The organism is Pseudomonas sp. AP42 (assembly GCF_001728935.1).
GTDB classification, from domain to species: Bacteria; Pseudomonadota; Gammaproteobacteria; order Pseudomonadales; family Pseudomonadaceae; genus Aquipseudomonas; species Aquipseudomonas lactis.
Genome location: NZ_LYSO01000018.1, coordinates 32085 through 52407, shown reverse-complemented (window position 1 = coordinate 52407; position 20323 = coordinate 32085). Strand labels below are relative to the sequence as shown.

Sequence of the window (20323 nt, the reverse complement as noted above, 5' to 3'; positions counted from 1 at the left end):
CCAGATTGCGCATCAGTCTGGCCGGAGGGGCTTTTTTTTGCGCGGTTGTAACAAAAAACATACCGTTTGAACCCGTGCCCAACGCCCTGAAAACATTGAGCCAGAGCGTTTCAAAAAGTGTATAGATTGTAAATGCAATTTACTTCTGTTTGAGAATCAATACCATTACGGCGCACAGAGAGCGCTGGATGCACAAAAAAATTCAGACGCCTCTCGTTCAATCGCCCCTCCTAAAGGACTTTGTGGACATGTCGTCTCAATTCAGGCTCAGCCATCTCTCGCTGGCGTTTATCGCTACCCTTTCGTCCCCTGCGCTGCTGGCGCAGAGTGTGGAAAAAGAGCGCGACAAAGTGCCGATCCAAGCGACAGACCTGCCTGTGGATGGCACGCCCCAAGCCCTGGTGCTGGGCGAGACACGTGTACTGGGCACCGCCGCCGAAGAACTCAAGCAAGCGCCCGGCGTGTCGATCATCACCGCCGAAGACATCAAGAAACGCCCGCCCACTAACGACCTGTCGGAGATCATCCGCCGCGAGCCGGGTGTGAACCTGACCGGCAACAGTTCCAGCGGCAGTCGTGGCAATAACCGCCAGATCGACCTGCGCGGCATGGGCCCGGAAAACACCCTGATTCTGATCGATGGCAAGCCGTCCACCTCGCGCAACGCTGTGCGTTACGGCTGGAGCGGTGACCGTGATACCCGCGGCGAAACCAACTGGGTACCGGCCGAAGAAGTCGAACGCATTGAAATTCTGCGCGGCCCGGCCGCCGCCCGTTATGGCTCCGGTGCCATGGGCGGTGTCATCAACATCATCACCAAACGCCCCACCGACCAACTGCACGGCTCGCTGACCGCCTACACCGCCTTCCCCGAAAACGATGCCGAGGGCGCGAGCAAGCGCACCAACTTCAACCTCAGTGGCCCATTGACCGACAGCCTGGCGTTCCGCGTCTATGGCGGCCTGAACAAGACCGACGCCGATGACGCCGACATCAACCGCGCAGCGCAAGCGACGCCGGACTCGTTGGTAGCCGGCCGCGAAGGTGTGCGCAACAAAGACGTGAATGGCTTGCTGAGCTGGCAGTTCACCCCCGAGCAAACCCTCGACCTGGAGGCCAGCTACAGCCGCCAGGGCAATATTTTCGCCGGCGATACCATGCTCAACGGCGGTGGCGCGTTCGTGGAAAGCCTGGTGGGCAAGGAAACCAGTGTGATTCAACGCAGCAGCTTTTCTGCCACCCATCGCGGCGAATTCGACTGGGGTTCGACCCTGGCCTCGCTGACCCACGACCTGACCCGCAACGAGCGCCTCAACGAAGGCCTGGCGGGCTCCGGCGAAGGCGCGCCCTCCGCCAGTGCAGGCCGTTTCGAGTCGCGCTTGCGCAACACGCGGGCCACCGCCGAGGTCAACCTGCCCCTGAGCGCCGGTGCCGAACAGGTGCTGACCCTGGGCAGCGAATACCTCTACGAATCGATGAACGACCCAGGCTCGCTGCGCCCGCAAACTTACGACCCAGGCACCGGCGGCGTACCCGCCATCCCGGGCGTGAGCCGCAACAGCACCAAGACCACCGCCTCAAGCTACGCCTTGTTTGCCGAGGACAACATCGAACTGGGCAGCAAGACCGTGATCACGCCTGGCTTGCGCTTCGACGATCATGAGGAATACGGAGGCAACTGGAGCCCCAGCTTCAACGCCTCGCACCAGTTGACCGACGAACTGAGCATCAAGGGCGGCATTGCCCGCGCCTACAAAACCCCCAACCTGTACCAGTCCAACCCGAACTATTTGCTCTACAGCCGTGGCAATGGCTGCAACGCCAGCGAAGCCAACATGGGCGGTTGCTACCTGGTGGGCAACCGGGACCTGAAGCCGGAAATCAGCGTCAACAAGGAAATCGGCCTGGCTTTGGACAAGGGCACCTGGCGCACCAGTGCGACGTATTTCCGTAATGACTACAAGAACAAGATCAACGCCAGTAACGAGGCGGCGTTCCGTCTGGGCAATGGCCGACGTGTATTGGAGTGGGAAAACAGCGGCCCAGCCTTGGTGCAGGGCGTTGAAGGCAACCTGTTCATCAGCCTGCGCGATGATCTGGACTTGAACACCAACCTGACCTACATGATCGACTCCAAGGACAAAGACACCGGCGAGCCCTTGAGCATCATCCCCAAGTACACCGTCAACACCACGCTGGACTGGCAAGCCACTGACAAGCTGTCTTTCCAGGTCAGCGGCACTTATTACGGCAAGCAGGAGGCGCCGACGCTCAACTCACGCAGCGCCAGCAGTTACGATCGCAGCGCCCAGCAGGACGTCGACCCGTACGGGCTGATGGGCCTGAGCAGCGGCTACGAATTCAATAAAAACCTGAGCGTACGAGTGGGCATCAACAACCTGCTGGACAAGCGTTTGTCGCGCAAAGGCAACGCCGAGGATGCGGGGGCGCAGACCTACAATGAGCCAGGGCGGGCTTACTTCGCGTCGGTGACCACTTCGTTCTGAGGAAAGTGGGCGGCCAGTAATAACAATGCCTTGGAAACCCCATCCAAGGCATTGTTTGAAGCGCTTTACATTGCTGAGCGAGCCTACGTCTGGCTATCGCCTTCGTCTGCGTCGTCGCTGTCGGGCTCGTCGGTGGTCGAGTCATCATCTCCCTCAGTGCCACCTTGGCCTTTATCGCCGGGTTCCGCTTCGGACTTGGCCAACTGCAAGTCCGGGCTCTGGCTACTCGTCACCATGGCTGAGCCATGCACCGGGTTATGCGCCCAGGCCGTCGACATCCCCAACGACAACAGCACCAGCACCTTCATCAACAGCACTATTCGTTGAAAAATACTCATGATCGATTCCGTCCAGTCAGTAGGTAAAGCCCACGCGACAGACCAATTACCATCGCCAGTCTTTGAAGCTAGTTCTGATCAAGGGTTTGCGCCAATTTCTGGTCAAATCGAGATTAACTGTGGGAGCGGGCTTGCTCGCGAATGCGGGGCGTCATTCAACAGATGCGTCGGCTGATCCACCGCCTTCGCGAGCAAGCCCGCTCCCACACTTAGCCTTTGGGCGACCAATAAAAAGGGCGAAGCCATCACAGCTTCGCCCTTCTCTTAACCGCTCAAACCTTAGTGGTGTTCGCGGGTCGCGCGGAATTTCACATCCGGCCAACGCTCTTCCATCAGCGCCAGGTTGACCCGGGTTGGCGCCAGGTAGGTCAGGTGACCACCGCCGTCGATCGCGAGGTTTTCCACGGCCTTGTTGGAGAACTCTTCCAACTTCTTCTTATCGCTGCAATCAATCCAGCGCGCCGAATACACGGTGATCGGCTCGTAGGAGCACTCCACCTTGTATTCCTCTTTCAAGCGGCTGGCGACCACGTCGAACTGCAGCACGCCCACGGCGCCGAGGATGATGTCGTTGCTGCGCTCGGGGAAGAACACCTGGGTGGCGCCCTCTTCGGCCAATTGCTGCAAGCCTTGGCGCAGTTGCTTGGACTTGAGCGGGTCACGCAGACGCACGCGGCGGAACAGTTCCGGGGCGAAGTGCGGGATACCGGTAAAGCCCAGCGCTTCGCCTTCGGTGAAGGTGTCGCCGATCTGGATGGTGCCGTGGTTGTGCAGGCCGATGATGTCGCCGGCAAACGCCTCTTCCAGCTGCTCACGCTCGGAGGAGAAGAACGTCAGGGCGTCGCCGATGCGCACGTCCTTGCCGGTGCGCACGTGGCGCATCTTCATGCCTTTTTCGTATTTGCCGGAGCAGATGCGCATAAAGGCGATACGGTCACGGTGTTTGGGGTCCATGTTCGCCTGGATCTTGAACACAAAGCCGGTGAATTTCTCTTCCACCGGTTCCACGGTGCGCTCGTTGGCGACGCGGGCCAGGGGTTTTGGCGCCCAGTCCACAACGGCGTCGAGCACGTGGTCGACACCGAAGTTGCCCAGCGCGGTACCGAAGAACACTGGCGTCAGTTGGCCGTCGAGGAACTCCTGCTGGTTGAACTCATGGCAGGCGCCCTGCACCAGCTCCAACTGGTCGACAAAACGGTCGTACTCGTCACCCAGGTGGGCGCGGGCTTCGTCGGAGTCGAGCTTCTCGATGATCTTGGTTTCGGTGCGTTCATGACCGTGGCCAGCGGTGTACACAATGATGTAGTCGTCGGCCAGGTGGTACACGCCCTTGAAGTCGCGGTAGCAACCAATCGGCCAGGTGATCGGCGCGGCCTTGATCTTCAGGACGGCTTCGATTTCATCCAGCAGCTCGATGGGGTCGCGGATATCGCGGTCGAGTTTGTTGATGAAGCTGACAATCGGCGTGTCACGCAGACGGCACACGTCCATCAGCGCGATGGTACGTGGCTCGACGCCTTTACCGCCGTCGAGAACCATCAGCGCCGAGTCCACCGCGGTGAGGGTGCGGTAGGTATCTTCGGAGAAGTCTTCGTGCCCCGGGGTGTCGAGCAGGTTGATCATGTGCTCGCGATACGGGAACTGCATGACCGACGTGGTAATGGAAATACCCCGTTGTTTTTCCATTTCCATCCAGTCGGAGGTGGCATGGCGGTCGGATTTGCGCGATTTCACCGTGCCGGCTACCGCGATCGCCTTGCCCATCAGCAACAGCTTTTCGGTGATGGTGGTTTTACCGGCATCGGGGTGGGAAATAATGGCGAAAGTGCGGCGTTTCGCGACTTCGGCGGCCTGGTGGGTCATGGGAAATCGCCTGGCAGGTGAGTCAAAAAAGGGCGGCGAGTATAGCGCAAACGCGAGGGTACGGACCACCGTTGAGCCCATTGGGGGTGGCTAAATGCGCCCAAGTGTGGAACCTTTTAAAAGGTCGAGACGTCCACTCCCCTGCTACCGCACTCGGAACAGGGGCTGAAATATCAGCAAGTTAGCCTGACGAGGCTGCGCTCATGGCTTGATCGCATACTGCATTGCCAGTATCGGCGAGCTGCTTTTCGCGAACCTATTCGCCGACAGCCAGGAATGGCATTGCCGCCGGAGAATGTGTTCGCCGACAAAAGAAAAAAAGGAGTCCGCCTGTGGCTATTCGCTATGGCAAAGGGCTGATAGGAGGCGCGGTTGTCGTCGCGCTCCTGGCCCTGCTGGTCCACTGGATCGGCATCAACACGATCGAACTGTACCGCGACGATTTGTTGTTTTACCTGCAAGCTCATCTGATTCTCGTCCTAGTCTCCATGCTGGCAGCCCTGATTGTGGGCATCCCCGCCGGTATCCTGCTCAGCCGACCCAATATGGTCGGGCGCGCAGAACGTTTCATGCAGATCTTCAACATCGGCAACACCGTCCCTCCCCTGGCCGTACTGGCCATCGCCCTCGGCGTCCTCGGCATCGGCAGCGGCCCGGCCATCTTCGCGCTGTTCCTCGCCTCGCTCCTGCCCATCGTGCGCAACACCTACGAAGGCCTGAAAAACGTTCAGGGTTCCCTGAAAGAAGCCGCCACCGGCATCGGCATGACTCCTAGCCAGGTGCTGTTTCGCGTGGAGCTGCCCAACGCTGTGCCGATCATCATCGGCGGTGTGCGCGTGGCCCTGGCGATCAACGTCGGCACCGCGCCGCTGGCCTTCCTGATCGGCGCCAACAGCCTGGGCAGCCTGATCTTCCCCGGCATTGCCCTGAACAATCAGCCGCAACTGCTGCTCGGCGCCGCCTGCACCGCGCTGCTGGCGTTGCTGCTTGATGGCCTGGTAACCATGGCCAGCCGCCTCTGGCTGGAACGCGGGTTGCGCCCGTCTTAAGCCCGGTAAAGGAATTCACATGAAAAAACTGAGCTTGATATTAGGCTGCGTCCTGCTGCTTGCAGGTATTGCACAAGCCGCCGAAAAACCCGTGATCCGCATCGGCGCTCGGGTGTTCACCGAGCAGACCCTGCTCGCCGAAATCACTTCCCAGTACCTGCGCACCAAGGGCTACGACGCCCGTGTGACTGGCGGCCTGGGCAGTAACCTGGCGCGCAGTGCCCAGGAAAGCGGGCAACTGGACCTGATCTGGGAATACACCGGTGTGTCCCTGGTGGCCTACAACCATATCGACGAGAAACTCGACAGCGAACAGTCCTACGCTCGGGTCAAAGAACTCGACGCGAAAAAAGGCCTGATCTGGCTGTCGCCGTCTCGCTTTAGCAACACCTACGCCCTGGCACTGCCGGAGAAAGTCGCGCAGGAACATCCCGAGATCAACAGCATCAGCGACCTCACCCAAGCCATGGCTCAGGAGACCAAAGAGCATCGCCTGGTCGCCCTGGACACCGAGTTCGCCAACCGCTCCGATGGCCTGGCCGGCATGGTCAAGCTGTACGACATGAACCTGACGCGCAAAAACACCCGGCAGATGGACGCAGGCCTGGTCTACACCGCGCTGCGTAACGGCCAGGTGTTCGCCGGTTTGGTCTACACCACTGACGGTCGCCTTAACGCGTTCAAGTTGAAGCTGCTGGAAGACGACAAGCACTACTTCCCCGACTACACCGCAGCCCCGGTGATCCGCCAGGAATACCTCGACAAACACCCGCAACTGGCCGCCGAACTCAAGCCTTTGGCCCACCTGTTCGACGACGAAACCATGCGCCAGCTCAATGCACGGGTCGACGTCGACCATGAAAGCCCGTCCGCCGTTGCCGCCGATTTCCTGCGCCAACATCCAATCAACTAAAAAGGAGAAGACATGGAATTTTTGAACGCCTTTTCCCATCTTGATTGGGCCCAAGTGCTGCACTTGACCTGGCAGCACATCACCCTGGTCGGCATCGCCGTGATCCTCGCGATCTTTATCGGCGTGCCCCTGGGCATTCTGATGACGCGCTTCCCCACCCTGGCAGGTCCGTTGCAAGCCAGCGCCACGGTGCTGCTGACCGTGCCCTCCATTGCGCTGTTCGGCTTGCTGCTGCCGTTCTACTCCAAGTTCGGCCAAGGCCTGGGGCCAATGCCGGCGATCACCGCCGTGTTCCTCTACTCCCTGCTGCCGATCATGCGTAACACCTACCTCGCGCTGACCGGCGTAGAGCCAGGCATTCGTGAAGCCGCACGCGGCATCGGCATGACCTTCGGCCAGCGCCTGCGCATGGTCGAACTGCCGATTGCCGTGCCGGTGATTCTCGCTGGCGTGCGCACCGCCGTGGTGATGAACATCGGTGTGATGACCATCGCCGCCACCATCGGTGCCGGTGGCCTGGGTGTACTGATTCTGGCCTCTATCAGCCGCAGTGACATGTCGATGCTGATCGTCGGCGCCGTGCTGGTCAGCCTCCTGGCCATCTTCGCCGACCTGCTTCTGCAATGGCTGCAACGCTCGCTGACTCCAAAAGGATTGCTCAAATGATCGAACTTCAAAACCTGTCCAAGACTTTTCAAAGCAACGGCAAGACCGTCACTGCCGTCAACGATGTGAGCCTGACCGTCAACGAAGGCGAGATTTGCGTATTCCTGGGGCCCTCGGGCTGCGGCAAGAGCACCACGCTGAAAATGATCAACCGCCTGATCAAGCCCACCTCGGGCAAGATCTTGATCAACGGCGAAGACACCACCGACCTCGACGAGGTGACCCTGCGCCGCAACATCGGCTACGTGATCCAGCAGATCGGCCTGTTCCCCAACATGACCATCGAAGAGAACATCGTGGTGGTGCCCAAGCTGCTCGGCTGGGACAAGCAGAAATGCCACGACCGCGCCCGCGAGTTGATGAGCATGATCAAGCTGGAGCCCAAGCAGTACCTGCATCGCTACCCGCGTGAATTGTCGGGCGGGCAGCAACAGCGCATCGGCGTGATCCGCGCCCTGGCGGCCGACGCGCCGTTGCTGCTGATGGATGAGCCGTTCGGCGCGGTCGACCCGATCAACCGCGAGATGATCCAGAACGAGTTCTTCGAGATGCAGCGCGCGCTGAACAAGACCGTGATCATGGTCAGCCACGACATCGACGAAGCCATCAAGCTGGGTGACAAGATCGCCATCTTCCGCGCCGGCAAGCTGCTGCAGATCGACCACCCGGACACGTTGCTGGCGCACCCGGCCGACGAGTTCGTCAGCAACTTCGTGGGCCAGGACAGCACCCTCAAGCGCCTGCTGCTGGTCAAAGCCGAAGACGCGGCGGACAACGCCCCGTCCGTCAGCCCGGAAACCCCGGTGGCCGATGCCCTGGAGCTGATGGACGAGCACGACCGCCGCTACGTGGTGGTCACCTGCGCCGAAAACAAAGCGCTGGGTTATGTGCGCCGCCGCGACCTGCACCGCCAGGCCGGCACCTGCGGCCAGTACCTGCGCGAGTTCAATGCCACGGCGGCGTATGACGAGCATTTGCGCATCCTGCTGTCGCGCATGTACGAGTTCAACCGCTCGTGGCTGCCGGTGATGGATGCCGAGCGCGTGTTCCTGGGTGAAGTGACCCAGGAGTCGATTGCCGAGTACTTGAGTTCCGGTAAATCCCGTGGCGGCAAGACCAGTATTGTCTCGCCTGCCGAGACAGCCTTGGCTTAAAACTGTGGGAGCGGGCTTGCTCGCGAATGCAGAGTGTCAGTCGCCAGATAGGTTGACTGGTGCACCGCATTCGCGAGCAAGCCCGCTCCCACATTGGATCTTCAGTGGGTCTGAAACACCTCAAATCTCCCCATCCGGGGAACATCAATCCGTCACACCGGTCGGTTACATAAGTAGCTGCACGCGGCCGCGCGACGAACGCGTGCAAAAACGCGACATTTTTAGTTGATCCCACGCCCGCCAAGCCCTAAAGTTCGCGCCGAACGTCCATGCTGGAAACGATCCATCCGGCTCAAGTACTGACGACGAGACAGCAAGGCCAAGGGCAGCTTACCCCGTGGCCTTTTTGCTTTCGGCGACATGCCTTGGGAAGTAGGCGAACCAAAGTGGGGATACGGAGGACGTTCATTTGCACCCATTGATCAAATTAGTTTGCCCTTAGGAGTTCCCAGCATGTCGATCCAGGTCGAAGATTATTTCGCGCGCGCCACTTTTGACAAAATGAAGGCGTTCGCCGACAAGCAAGAAACCCCGTTCGTGGTGATCGACACCGCGATGATCAGCCAGGCCTACGATGACCTGCGCGCCGGTTTCGAATTCGCCAAGGTGTATTACGCCGTCAAGGCCAACCCGGCCGTCGAGATCATCGACCTGTTGAAAGACAAAGGCTCGAGCTTCGACATCGCTTCGATCTACGAGCTGGACAAGGTCATGGACCGCGGCGTCAGCGCCGACCGTATCAGCTACGGCAACACCATCAAGAAATCCAAGGACATCCGCTACTTCTATGAGAAGGGCGTGCGCCTGTTCTCCACCGACTCCGAAGCCGACCTGCGCAACATCGCCAAGGCCGCGCCGGGCTCGAAAGTGTATGTGCGTATCCTCACCGAAGGCTCAACCACCGCTGACTGGCCGTTGTCGCGCAAATTCGGCTGCCAGACCGACATGGCCATGGACCTGCTGATCCTCGCCCGCGACCTGGGCCTGGTGCCTTACGGCATCTCGTTCCACGTAGGCTCGCAACAGCGCGACATCAGCGTGTGGGACGCGGCCATCGCCAAGGTCAAGGTGATCTTCGAACGCCTGAAAGAAGAAGACGGCATTCACCTGAAGCTGATCAACATGGGCGGTGGCTTCCCGGCCAACTACATCACCCGCACCAACAGCCTGGAAACCTACGCCGAAGAAATCATCCGCTTCCTCAAGGAAGACTTCGGTGACGACCTGCCGGAAATCATCCTGGAGCCTGGCCGTTCGCTGATCGCCAACGCCGGCATCCTGGTCAGCGAAGTGGTATTGGTGGCGCGCAAGTCCCGTACCGCCGTCGAGCGTTGGGTGTACACGGATGTGGGCAAGTTCTCCGGCCTGATCGAAACCATGGACGAAGCCATCAAGTTCCCGATCTGGACCGAGAAGAAAGGCGAGATGGAAGAAGTGGTCATCGCCGGCCCGACCTGCGACAGCGCCGATATCATGTACGAAAACTACAAGTACGGCCTGCCATTGAACCTGGCCATTGGTGATCGTCTGTACTGGTTGTCGACCGGTGCCTACACCACCAGCTACAGCGCGGTGGAGTTCAATGGGTTCCCGCCGTTGAAGTCGTTTTACGTGTAAGACCGCTTCGCATAAAAAACCCATGACGCGTCATGGGTTTTTTTTGGCTTACGAAAAGGTCGCGGCTCGTTGTTGGTAGGCCTCGGCCATGGCGCGAATTCGCGGATCATCCGCCAGCGCCAGGGCCTTGTGCGCCGTTCGCAGGAATTTGAGATTCCCGCCTTCCAGCGCCTTGCGCAACCACTCCAGTGCCGCATCGATCTGGCCGCTGTCGGCCAGCACCGCCGCATGGCTGAACTGCCCACGAAAATCCCCGGCCTCGGCTGAACGGCGATACCACTCGACAGCCGCCTCAAGGTCCTTGGGGCAATGCTGCCCATCTTCCAGGTAGCGCCCGAGCAGGTTCATGGACTTGGCGTGGCCCTGCTCGGCGGCCTGGCGGTACAGCGCCAGTGCTTGCGCCTGGTCTTCTACAACGCCACGGCCGGTAGCCAAGAGGTTGGCGTAGTTGTACTGCGCCCAATCCAACCCGGCGTGTGCCGCCAGGCGATATTCCCGTGCTGCTGCGGCTTCATCGACGGCACAGCCCCAACCATGCTCCAGGCAGCGCCCGGTCATATTGCGCGCCATCTGGTGCCCGCCCTGCGCGGCAATCTGGAACCAGCGCAGCGCCAAGGCTTCATCGCGCGCAATGCCGCGCCCTTCCAGCAATATTTGCCCGAGCAGGGCCTGGGCATCGACCACGCCTGCCTTGGCCGCGATGAGGATTGCCTGGGCGGCGCGCACCGGCGAATCGTCGAGCATGCTTTGTAATTGTTCGACGTTGAGCACTTCTTCGCGGCGCAATAAAAAGCCCATGTTCAGACCTCGACCCAGCGGCGCAGCAGGTTGTGGTAGGTGCCGGTGAGCTGGATCAACGCGGGGTGGTCGGGGACGTCGCGGGTCAGTTGCTGGATCGCGCCGTCCATCTCGAACAGCAAGGTGCGCTGGCTGTCTTCGCGCACCAGGCTTTGGGTCCAGAAGAACGAGGCATAGCGCGCGCCACGGGTCACCGCGTTGACCTTGTGCAGGCTGGAGCCGGGGTACAGCACCATGTCGCCGGCGGGTAGCTTGACCCGCTGCAGGCCGAACGTGTCCTGGATCTCCAGTTCCCCGCCGTCGTAGTCGTCGGGGTCACTGAAGAACAGCGTGGACGAAAGGTCGGTGCGCACGCGCTCGTGGCTGCCTTTGGGCTGGCGCACCGCATTGTCGATATGAAAGTCAAAACTGCCGCCTGCGGTATAGCAGTTGAGCAGCGGCGGGAAGACTTTGTGCGGCAGCGCGGCCGACATGAACAGCGGGTTGCTCCACAACCGCTCCAGCATGGCTGCGCCAATTTCCTTGGCCAAGGGGTGACCTTCAGGCAATTGCAGGTTGTGCTTGGCCTTGGCCGACTGGTGACCGGCGGTGATTTTGCCGTCAGCCCATTCGGTCTCTTCCAGGGCTTGGCGAATGCGCAGCACCTCCTCGCGAGAGAACAGGCCGGGAATGTGCAGCAACATGAGGCAATACCTGCGATCAGAGAGGCGTCAATGGTATTGATTCTTATCCGCCCTGTAAAACACGGGGACGAACGAGAGGGCAAATTCCGTAACAAAAAAGTGTAAAGAATGTAAATTTGATGCGAATAGCAATATCTCGCAATTGATACAAAGTCTTGTTGGCCCTATATTCCGCGGCCTCACATCCTTGGGGAAGGGACACGTCATGTCGCGCACTATTCTAAAAATACCGGTCAGTTCACCACGCATGCTGGCTTCGGCCATCGGCGTTGCCCTGAGTGCCGGCTCCGCCGCCCACCTGGCGCAGGCGGCTGAAAATACCGAGCCAAAAGGCGAGCGCAACCCTATCTCCCTCGGCGCCACCAACATCACCGGCCAAGAGCAGGACAACACCTCCTACCAGGTGGAGAAAGCCTCTTCGCAGAAGTACACCGCGCCGCTGGTGGACACGCCGCGCTCGGTCACTGTGGTGCCGCAACAAGTACTCAAGGACACCGCCGCCACCTCGTTGCAGGATGCCTTGCGCACCGTACCGGGTATCACCTTCGGCGCCGGTGAAGGTGGCAACCCTCAGGGCGACCGTCCGTTTATCCGTGGTTTTGACGCTCAGGGCGACACCTACCTCGATGGCGTACGCGATACCGGCGGCCAGAGCCGCGAGATCTTCGACATCGAGTCCATCGAAGTCAGCAAAGGCCCCAACTCCTCGTTCGGCGGCCGTGGCTCGGCCGGTGGCAGCCTCAACCTGGTGAGCAAGACCCCACAAGCGCGGGACTTCACCAACGGCGGCTTTACCTACGGCTCCGACCAGACCCGCCGCTACGTGCTCGACGTGAACCGCCAGTTCCTGGACGACAGCGCGGCCTTCCGCCTGAACCTGATGAGCCATGAACAAAACGTGGCTGGCCGCGATGCGGTGAACTACGACCGTTGGGGCGTGGCACCGTCGCTGACCTTTGGCCTGGGCACACCGACCCGCGTCAACCTCAGCTACTACCATATGGAAAGTGATGACCTGCCGGATTCGGGGATTCCCTACGGCTACGGTTCGTCGACCGCCACGGCCCACGTGCATGACAAACCCAACGATGGCGGCGACAGCAACAACTTCTACGGTTTGAAAAGCCGTGACTTCCGCAAGACTCGCGCCGACATCAGCACGTTCTCCATCGAGCACGACCTGAACGACAACATGACGCTCAAAAACACCCTGCGCCACGGCAGCACCGGCCAGGACTATGTGCTCACTCAGCCGGATGACAGCAAGTTCAACGTCAACCGCTATGGCACCGTCTGGCGTCGCGCCAACAGCCGTGTCTCCACCACGACCACAACCACCAACCAGACCGATCTGTTTGGCAGCTTCCAGGCCCTGGGCTTCAAGCACACTTACTCCACTGGCCTGGAATTTACCGGTGAAGAAACCCGTGTCAGCGGCTACACCGTCAGCCCTAACGCCAACCCGGTGTGCACAACGGCCAAGGGCAGCCTGGGCGGCCAGTGCACCTCACTGAGCAACCCGAACCCCGACGACGCCTGGAACGGCAGCATCGCGCGCAACTACAACGGCACCAACACCAAGGCCACCAGCCGCGCCGCGTACGTGTTCGACACCATCGAACTCGATCCGAAATGGCTGCTGAACGTGGGCCTGCGCTACGACACCTTTGACACCGAAGCCAACACCAACGCGGTGCCGAGCGCGACGGTAAAAGCCCGCAGCAAGATCAAGGACGACAGTCAGTTCTTCAACTGGCAAGCCGGCCTAGTCTGGAAGCCGGTGGAGAACGGCAGCATCTACGCCTCGTACGCAACATCGGCCACGCCAGCCGGTGGCCTGATAGGCGAAGGTTCCGACGGCAACCCACTGTCTGCCGGTGCCGCCACCAGCGACTTGCAGCCAGAAGAAACCGTCAACTACGAACTGGGCACCAAGTGGGACCTGTTCCACGACCGCCTGTCCCTGACCGCAGCCGTGTTCCGCACCGAGAAGAAAAACACCCGCATCCTGGTGGATGCACTCACCTACCAGAACGCCGGTGAATCTCAGGTCGATGGCATCGAGTTGTCCGCCAGCGGCAAAATTACCGAACAATGGCAGGTGTTTGCGGGCTACAGCTATCTGGACAGCGAACTGGTTAAATCCGGCCTCAACGGGCGTAACGGTGTCGTGAGTTCCGGCTCCAGCAAGGGCAACCAAATGCCCAACACGCCGAAGAACTCCTTCAGCCTGTGGACCACCTACGACGTGACGCCCAAGCTGACCATCGGCGGCGGCGCCTTCTATGTCGATCAGGTTTACGGCGACGTCGGCAACACGGTGTATGTACCCTCCTACACCCGCTACGACGCCATGGCCAGCTACAAGCTGACCAAGAACGTCGACCTGCAATTGAACGTGCAGAACCTGACTGACAAGACCTACTACGACAAGGCTTTCTCCACGCACTTCGCCAACCAGGCGGCCGGTCGTACGGCGTTGTTGACCACCAGCTTCCACTTCTAAAAGCGGTAAAGCTCCAGCCAGAAGCCCCACACATCGGATGCGTGGGGCTTTTGCGTGTTTCCCGGCAACTCACGGCATAATGCGCGCCGTGATCAGATATCCAGCTAAGCGAGGCGCTCCGACGTGTTGAAGAAAACCCTGTTCCAGTTGCATTGGTTCTTCGGCATCACGGCCGGGCTGGTGCTGGCCTTGATGGGGGTCACCGGGGCCGCGTACTCGTTTCAGGACGAGATCCTGCGGGCGCTCAACCCCACCGTGTTGAGCGTGCAGAAACGCGAGGCCGGTGTACTGCCGCCCGCCGAGCTGGTACGCAAGTTGGAAGCGGCCGAAGGCAAGACCGTGGCCATGCTGTGGGTAGAAAGCGACAGCGGCAACGCCGGCCGCGTGTCCTTCACCCCGCCACCGGGCGAGCGCCGTGGCCAGATGCGCTACTTTGACCCGTACACCGGCGACTACATGGGCGACGCGGTCGGCCAGGACCTGTTCGGCTTTATCCTGCAACTGCACCGCTTCCTCGCCATCGGCGATACCGGGCGCAATATCACCGGCGCCTGCACCCTGATCCTGTTGTTCTTCTGCCTCTCCGGCCTGTACCTGCGCTGGCCGCGCCAGGTGAAAAGCTGGCGCGTCTGGCTGACCCTGGACTGGCGCAAAAAGGGCCGCAGCTTCAATTGGGACCTGCACTCGGTATTCGGCACCTGGTGCCTGCTGTTTTATCTGTTGGCGGCGCTGACCGGGCTGTATTGGTCCTACGACTGGTACAACCGTGGCGTGACCAAACTGCTGTCCGACGCGCCGCAGAACGAGCGCATGCGCAAGCGCGGCCCAGCCCCCGCTGGCCCGGCTCCGGTGGCCAACTACGACGCGATCTGGAGCAGCATCTACAGCAACGCCGGCCCCGACTTGAGCGCCTACAACATTCGGATGCCGCCGGTGGCCGGGCAACCGGCCACTGTGTATTACCTGCTCAACTCATCGCCCCATGACCGCGCGCTGAACCAGATCAACCTAGACCCGGCCACCGGCGAGGTCAAATCCCACGAGCGCTACGCCAGCAAAAGCCTCAAGGCGCAGTTGCTGACCAGTGTGTATGCGCTGCACACCGGCAGCTATTTCGGTCTGGTCGGGCGGATTGTCCTCACCGTCAGCTCCCTGCTCATGCCGCTGTTCTTCATCACGGGCTGGCTGCTGTACCTCGACCGACGCCGCAAAAAGCGCCAGGTCCGCGATGCCCGCAAAGGTCTGACAGGTAACCACAGCGATGCGCCGGCCTGGCTGATCGGCTTCGCCAGCCAGAGCGGTTTTGCCGAACAACTGGCCTGGCAAACGGCCGGGCAATTGCAGGCTGCGGGCCTGGCGGTAAAGGTGCAGCCCCTGGGCAGTGTCAGCCCTGACGACCTCAGCCACTCGCAGAACGCACTGTTTGTGGTCAGTACCTTTGGCGACGGCGAAGCCCCCGACAGCGCCCGTGGTTTCGAGCGCAGCGTGCTCGGCCAGGCGCTGCCCCTCAAAGGCTTGAACTACTCGGTGCTGGCCCTGGGTGACCGGCAGTACGAGCATTTTTGCGGCTTTGCTCGGCGCCTGCATTTCTGGCTGACCAACCAGGGCGGCAACCCCCTGTTTGCCCCGGTGGAAGTCGACAGCGGCGACACCCTGGCGTTGCAGACCTGGCAACAACAACTGGGCCAGCTCACCGGGCATGCGCCGGCAGCGGCCTGGCCGACGGCCCAGTACGAAAACTGGACCCTGAGCCAGCGCACCCTGCTCAACCCCGACAGTGTCGGCTCGCCCGTCTACCTGCTGGGCCTCACATCCACGTCTGCGCACAGCTGGCTGGCCGGCGACCTGGTGGAAGTCCTGCCGCGCAATTGCCCGTGGGCTATCGAACACTTCCTGGCCGGCCTGGGCTTGGTCGGCAGCGACGGCGTGGTAATCGACGGCGTCGCCCACACCCTCGACCAGGCCCTGGCCACGCGCCAGTTGCCGGACAACCGCACGCACCTGGTCGGCCTGCACGCCCAGGCACTGGTGGACGCGTTGGTACCGCTGGGCATGCGCGAATACTCCATCGCCTCGATTGCCAGCGACGGTGTGCTGGAGCTGATCGTGCGCCAGGAGCGCCACCCCGACGGCAGCCTGGGGCTTGGCTCCGGCTGGCTGACTGAACACGCCGCCCTCGGCTCGGCCATCAGCCTGCGCCTGCGGCGCAACAGCGGCTTCCATTTGCCCGACGCGCCTGTGCCGCTGATTCTGCTGGGCAACGGCACCGGCCTGGCGGGCCTGCGCAGCTTGCTCAAGGCGCGTATTGCCGACGGCCAGCAGCGCAACTGGCTGCTGTTTGGCGAGCGCAATATCGCCCACGACTACCTGTGCCAGGACGAACTGCAAGGCTGGCTCGCCAGTGGAGACCTGGCCCTGCTGGACCTGGCGTTTTCCCGGGACCAGGAGGAGAAAATCTACGTACAGGACCGTTTGCGTGAATCAGCGGATGTGCTGCGTAAATGGCTGGCGGATGGCGCGGCGATTTATGTATGTGGCAGCTTGCAGGGGATGGCGACGGGGGTGGATCAGGCACTGGCAGACATCCTGGGCAATGAGGCGCTGGAGCGCCTGATCGAACAAGGCCGCTATCGTAGGGATGTCTACTGACCCTGCTAATGCCTGCCTTCTGTAGGAGCGAGCTTGCTCGCGAAGAACGTCAACGATAACGCGGGCTTCCTGAATAACGCGGCGTCTATGAGTTCTTCGCGAGCAAGCTCGCTCCTACAGTTTTGATTGCATTCCAATCAGATGGGTTGCAGTTTTTGCTCGAACACGGAAACCCCATCCAAGTCGCGCAGCATCACCGTCAACTCCGCCGTCTGCCCATCAATCTGCACTTCACCAAAAAACTGAAAGCCCGCAAACGGCGAGGTGTTCTGTGCCGGTGGCGCCTTCTGGAACACCACGTGCGGGCCAAAGGTTTTATCCAGTGGGTTGGGCCCGAAGCTCCCGGCATTCAACGGTCCTGCCACAAACTCCCAGAACGGCTCGAAATCCTGGAACGCCGCGCGGTCCGGGTGGTAGTGATGCGCCGCGCAGTAATGCACGTCCGCCGTCAGCCACACGTGGTTGCGCACCTTGTGCTCATGCAGGAACCCCAGCAGTTCGGCGATCTCCAGCTCACGCCCTTGCGCCGGGCCAGGGTCGCCGTTGGCGACGGCTTCCCAACGCGCCACGCCGGGGCTGACCTCACCGTCGGGCACGCCCAGGCCGATGGGCATGTCGGCGGCGACCACCTTCCACTGCGCTTGCGACGCCTTGAGCCCGCGCTTGAGCCAGTCCAACTGCTCACGCCCCAGGAAGGGCTTTTCAGCGCCCAGGTTGTCGTCATTCGGCCCGCGATAGCTGCGCATATCCAACACAAACACATCCAGCAGCGGCCCATAACTGAGCTTGCGATAAATGCGCCCGCCAGCGTCGGCGCTCTGTCGGCGCATGGGTGAGTATTCCAGCCAGGCCTGGCGGGCACGGCCCACCAGGGTGTTGATGTCGCGGGTCTGGTAACGCTCATCCAACTGCTTGCTCGATGACCAGTTGTTGATCACCTCGTGATCGTCCCACTGCCAGATCTGCGGCACCTCGGCATTGAAGCGGCGCACGTTTTCATCCAGAAGGTTGTAGCGGTAATTGCCGCGATATTCATCCAGGGTTTCGGCAACCTTGCTCTTGGCTTCGGTGGTGATGTTGCGCCAGATGCGCCCGCCTTCGGTGGTGATCTGCGCGGGGACTGGGCCGTCGGCGTAGATGGTGTCGCCGCTGTGGATAAAAAAGTCCGGCAGGCGCAGGCGCATGGCTTCATAGATGCGCATGCCACCGATGTCGGGGTTGATGCCGAAGCCTTGGCCGACGGTGTCGCCGCTCCACACAAAACGGATATCGCGCCGCTGTTGCGGCACGCTGCGCAAGTGGCCGAACCAGGGCTCACTGGCAATGCCGCTCTGGGCGTCTTCGAAATGCACGCGGTAGAAAATCGCCTGGTCGACCGGCAGCCCCGTGAGTTCGACACGGGCGGTAAAGTCGGAGCGGCTGTCGGCCAGGGGCGAGACGAACCGGCGCGGGTTGCTGAACACACTGCGGGTATCCCACTCCACCACCATCTTCGCCGGGCGGTCGCTGCGGCTCCAGATCATGGCGCGGTCGCCCTGCAGGTCGCCCGATTGCACGCCGTCAGTGAGTTGCGGCCGGTCCTTCACCGAAGCGATCACCGCCGGCGCCAGGCCCGGCAACAACAGGCCAGCGCCTACGGCTTGCATCACACGGCGGCGGCCCAGATCGAAGTGGCTCATGCAGGTGCCCTCTTGAGTATCAAAAGGGCCACTTAAGCATGGAGGGATGAAGCGGATGTGACACCGATCGGGAGAACGATCAAATTCACCTGTGGGAGCTGGCTTGCCTGCGATGCAAACACCTCGGTGTATCAGGCAAACCCAGTCGATGCTATCGCAGGCAAGCCAGCTCCCACATTTTTTGCCAGTGTCAGGCAGTCACGGCCAGCTCGGCCGCTTCCGGCCGCTTGAGCAGGGCATACACCAGCCCGGTCAACACACTGCCCGCCACAATCGCCAACAAGTACAACAACGCATGGTTCATCGCATTCGGAATCACCAACACAAACAAGCCGCCATGGGGCGCGGCGAGTTTGCAGCCGAAGTACATCGACAGCGCACCGGTCAACGCACCACCGGCGATGCTGGCCGGAATGACGCGCAGCGGGTCTTTGGCGGCGAAGGGAATCGCACCTTCGGAGATAAAGCACAGCCCCAGGATCATCGCCGCCTTGCCGGCTTCGCGTTCGGTCTGGGCGAACTTGCGTCGGGCCAGTAACGTAGCGATGCCCATGCCAATCGGCGGCACCATGCCGGCGGCCATGGTCGCGGCCATCGGCGCGCCGCTCGAGGCGGCCAGCAGGCCGACCGAGAACGCATACGCCGCCTTGTTGATCGGCCCACCCAAGTCCACGCACATCATGCCGCCGAGCAGAATGCCCAGCAGCACCGCGTTGGTGGTGCCCATGGTGCTGAGGAAGTCCGTCAGGCCCGTGAGCAAGCGGGCGACCGGTGGCCCCACCAGGTAGATCATCACCAAGCCGGTAAACAGGCTCGCCACTAACGGGATGATCAGGATCGGCTTGAGCGCTTCCAGGCTCTGGGGCAGTTGCACCGCGCGGCTGATCAGCTTGACGCAATACCCGGCGACGAAACCGGCGAGGATGCCACCAATAAACCCAGCCCCCAGCGTCCCCGCCAGCAGCCCGCCAATCATGCCGGGCGCAAGGCCAGGACGGTCGGCAATCGAGTAGGCGATGTAGCCCGCCAGCAGCGGCACCATCAACAGGAACGCCTGGTCACCCACGGATTTGAGCGCCGCCGCCAAGGTGCCAGGCTGTTCGAAGGCATGGATGCCGAATACAAACGACAAGGCGATCAGCAGGCCCCCCGCCACCACCATCGGCAACATGTACGACACGCCGGTGAGCAGGTGTTTATAGACCCCGGTTTTCTCCGCCTTGGCCGCTGCACCGCTGGCCGCGCTTTCCACCGCGCCTTCGGCCAGGGCCTTGTTGAGGATGGCTTCGGATTGCTTGAGGGCAATGCCGGTGCCACAGCGATAAATCTTCTTGCCGGCGAAACGCTCGGTGGCCACTTCGATATCGGCCGCGAGCAATACCACATCGGCATCGGCAATCGCCTGGGGGCTCAACGGCGTGCGGGCGCCGACCGAGCCTTGGGTCTCGACCTGCAAGTCATAACCCAGTCGCTGGGCCGTCTGCTGCAAGGCTTCGGCGGCCATGAACGTGTGGGCCACACCGGTGGGGCACGCGGTAATCGCTACGATACGCGGCGCAGCCTTGGCCGCCACCGCTGCGTCGTTGGCGACATACACCTGGGCCTCTTCAGCCCCACGGCGCAACACGCCTTCGACATCCGCCAACGCCTGGGCCGGCGTGCTCTGGAACACACGTTTGCCGACAAACCGCTGCATATCCACCGGGGTACTGCTGACCAGCAGCACCCACTCGGCATCATCAATCGTCGCCTGGGACAACTGGCGCTCCGGGCGCTGCACATCGACGACTTCAACACTGGTGTGCAAGCCCATGCGCTGGGCGGCGGCGTCCAGCAAGCGGGCGCACAGCACACTGGTGACCATGCCGTTCGGGCAGGCAGTAACAATGGCTAACTTCATC

General features: G+C 61.4%; 14 protein-coding genes. 8 read left to right on the top strand and 6 right to left on the bottom strand.

The annotated features are described in order from the left end of the window. The first annotated feature begins 248 nt into the window (after window positions 1–248). Window positions 249–2507, top strand: a complete 2259-nt coding sequence (locus A7K61_RS09735; protein ID WP_047712580.1) for a TonB-dependent siderophore receptor — start codon at window positions 249–251, stop codon at window positions 2505–2507. A gap of 83 nt (window positions 2508–2590) precedes the next feature. Here the strand turns inward: A7K61_RS09735 and A7K61_RS09730 are convergent, their stop codons facing one another. Beyond that, window positions 2591–2845 (bottom strand): hypothetical protein, encoded by a 255-nt coding sequence (locus A7K61_RS09730; RefSeq protein ID WP_069557489.1) that lies wholly within the window; start codon window positions 2843–2845, stop codon window positions 2591–2593. 279 nt (window positions 2846–3124) lie between these two features. After that, window positions 3125–4708 (bottom strand): peptide chain release factor 3, encoded by a 1584-nt coding sequence (locus A7K61_RS09725; RefSeq protein WP_003188476.1) that lies wholly within the window; start codon window positions 4706–4708, stop codon window positions 3125–3127. 332 nt (window positions 4709–5040) lie between these two features. On the opposite strand from A7K61_RS09725, the gene A7K61_RS09720 reads away from it, so the two are divergent. From A7K61_RS09720 to A7K61_RS09700, 5 genes are all read left to right on the top strand, one after another. Further along, complete coding sequence (locus tag A7K61_RS09720; protein WP_069557488.1) at window positions 5041–5757, top strand: ABC transporter permease; 717 nt, start codon at window positions 5041–5043, stop codon at window positions 5755–5757. A gap of 19 nt (window positions 5758–5776) precedes the next feature. Further along, entirely contained in the window at window positions 5777–6670 is an 894-nt protein-coding gene (locus A7K61_RS09715; protein WP_044271547.1) for a glycine betaine ABC transporter substrate-binding protein, read from the top strand. A 12-nt stretch (window positions 6671–6682) separates the two neighbouring features. After that, entirely contained in the window at window positions 6683–7336 is a 654-nt protein-coding gene (locus A7K61_RS09710; protein ID WP_003188473.1) for an ABC transporter permease, read from the top strand. After that, window positions 7333–8490, top strand: coding sequence for a betaine/proline/choline family ABC transporter ATP-binding protein (locus A7K61_RS09705; RefSeq protein ID WP_003188471.1), 1158 nt, complete (start codon window positions 7333–7335; stop codon window positions 8488–8490). Before A7K61_RS09710 ends, A7K61_RS09705 begins: the two co-directional genes overlap by 4 nt. A gap of 453 nt (window positions 8491–8943) precedes the next feature. After that, a complete protein-coding gene (locus A7K61_RS09700; RefSeq protein WP_032893596.1) occupies window positions 8944–10107 on the top strand; it encodes a type III PLP-dependent enzyme in 1164 nt (387 codons plus the stop codon). A gap of 48 nt (window positions 10108–10155) precedes the next feature. Here the strand turns inward: A7K61_RS09700 and A7K61_RS09695 are convergent, their stop codons facing one another. Continuing rightward, entirely contained in the window at window positions 10156–10905 is a 750-nt protein-coding gene (locus tag A7K61_RS09695) for a tetratricopeptide repeat protein (protein ID WP_069557487.1), read from the bottom strand. Between the two features lie 2 nt (window positions 10906–10907). Beyond that, a complete protein-coding gene (locus tag A7K61_RS09690) occupies window positions 10908–11588 on the bottom strand; it encodes a Fe2+-dependent dioxygenase (protein ID WP_003188464.1) in 681 nt (226 codons plus the stop codon). Window positions 11589–11793: 205 nt separating this feature from the next. On the opposite strand from A7K61_RS09690, the gene A7K61_RS09685 reads away from it, so the two are divergent. Beyond that, the gene (locus tag A7K61_RS09685; RefSeq protein WP_069557486.1) at window positions 11794–14094 is read left to right on the top strand and encodes a TonB-dependent siderophore receptor; all 2301 of its coding nucleotides are present in this window, start codon (window positions 11794–11796) and stop codon (window positions 14092–14094) included. Window positions 14095–14217: 123 nt separating this feature from the next. Continuing rightward, window positions 14218–16743, top strand: coding sequence for a sulfite reductase flavoprotein subunit alpha (locus tag A7K61_RS09680; RefSeq protein ID WP_069557485.1), 2526 nt, complete (start codon window positions 14218–14220; stop codon window positions 16741–16743). Window positions 16744–16880: 137 nt separating this feature from the next. On the opposite strand, the gene A7K61_RS09675 is transcribed toward A7K61_RS09680, so the two are convergent. Continuing rightward, entirely contained in the window at window positions 16881–18422 is a 1542-nt protein-coding gene (locus A7K61_RS09675; protein WP_069557484.1) for an alkaline phosphatase, read from the bottom strand. Between the two features lie 190 nt (window positions 18423–18612). Continuing rightward, the gene (locus A7K61_RS09670; RefSeq protein WP_069557483.1) at window positions 18613–20322 is read right to left on the bottom strand and encodes a PTS fructose-like transporter subunit IIB; all 1710 of its coding nucleotides are present in this window, start codon (window positions 20320–20322) and stop codon (window positions 18613–18615) included. Window position 20323 lies beyond the last annotated feature (1 nt).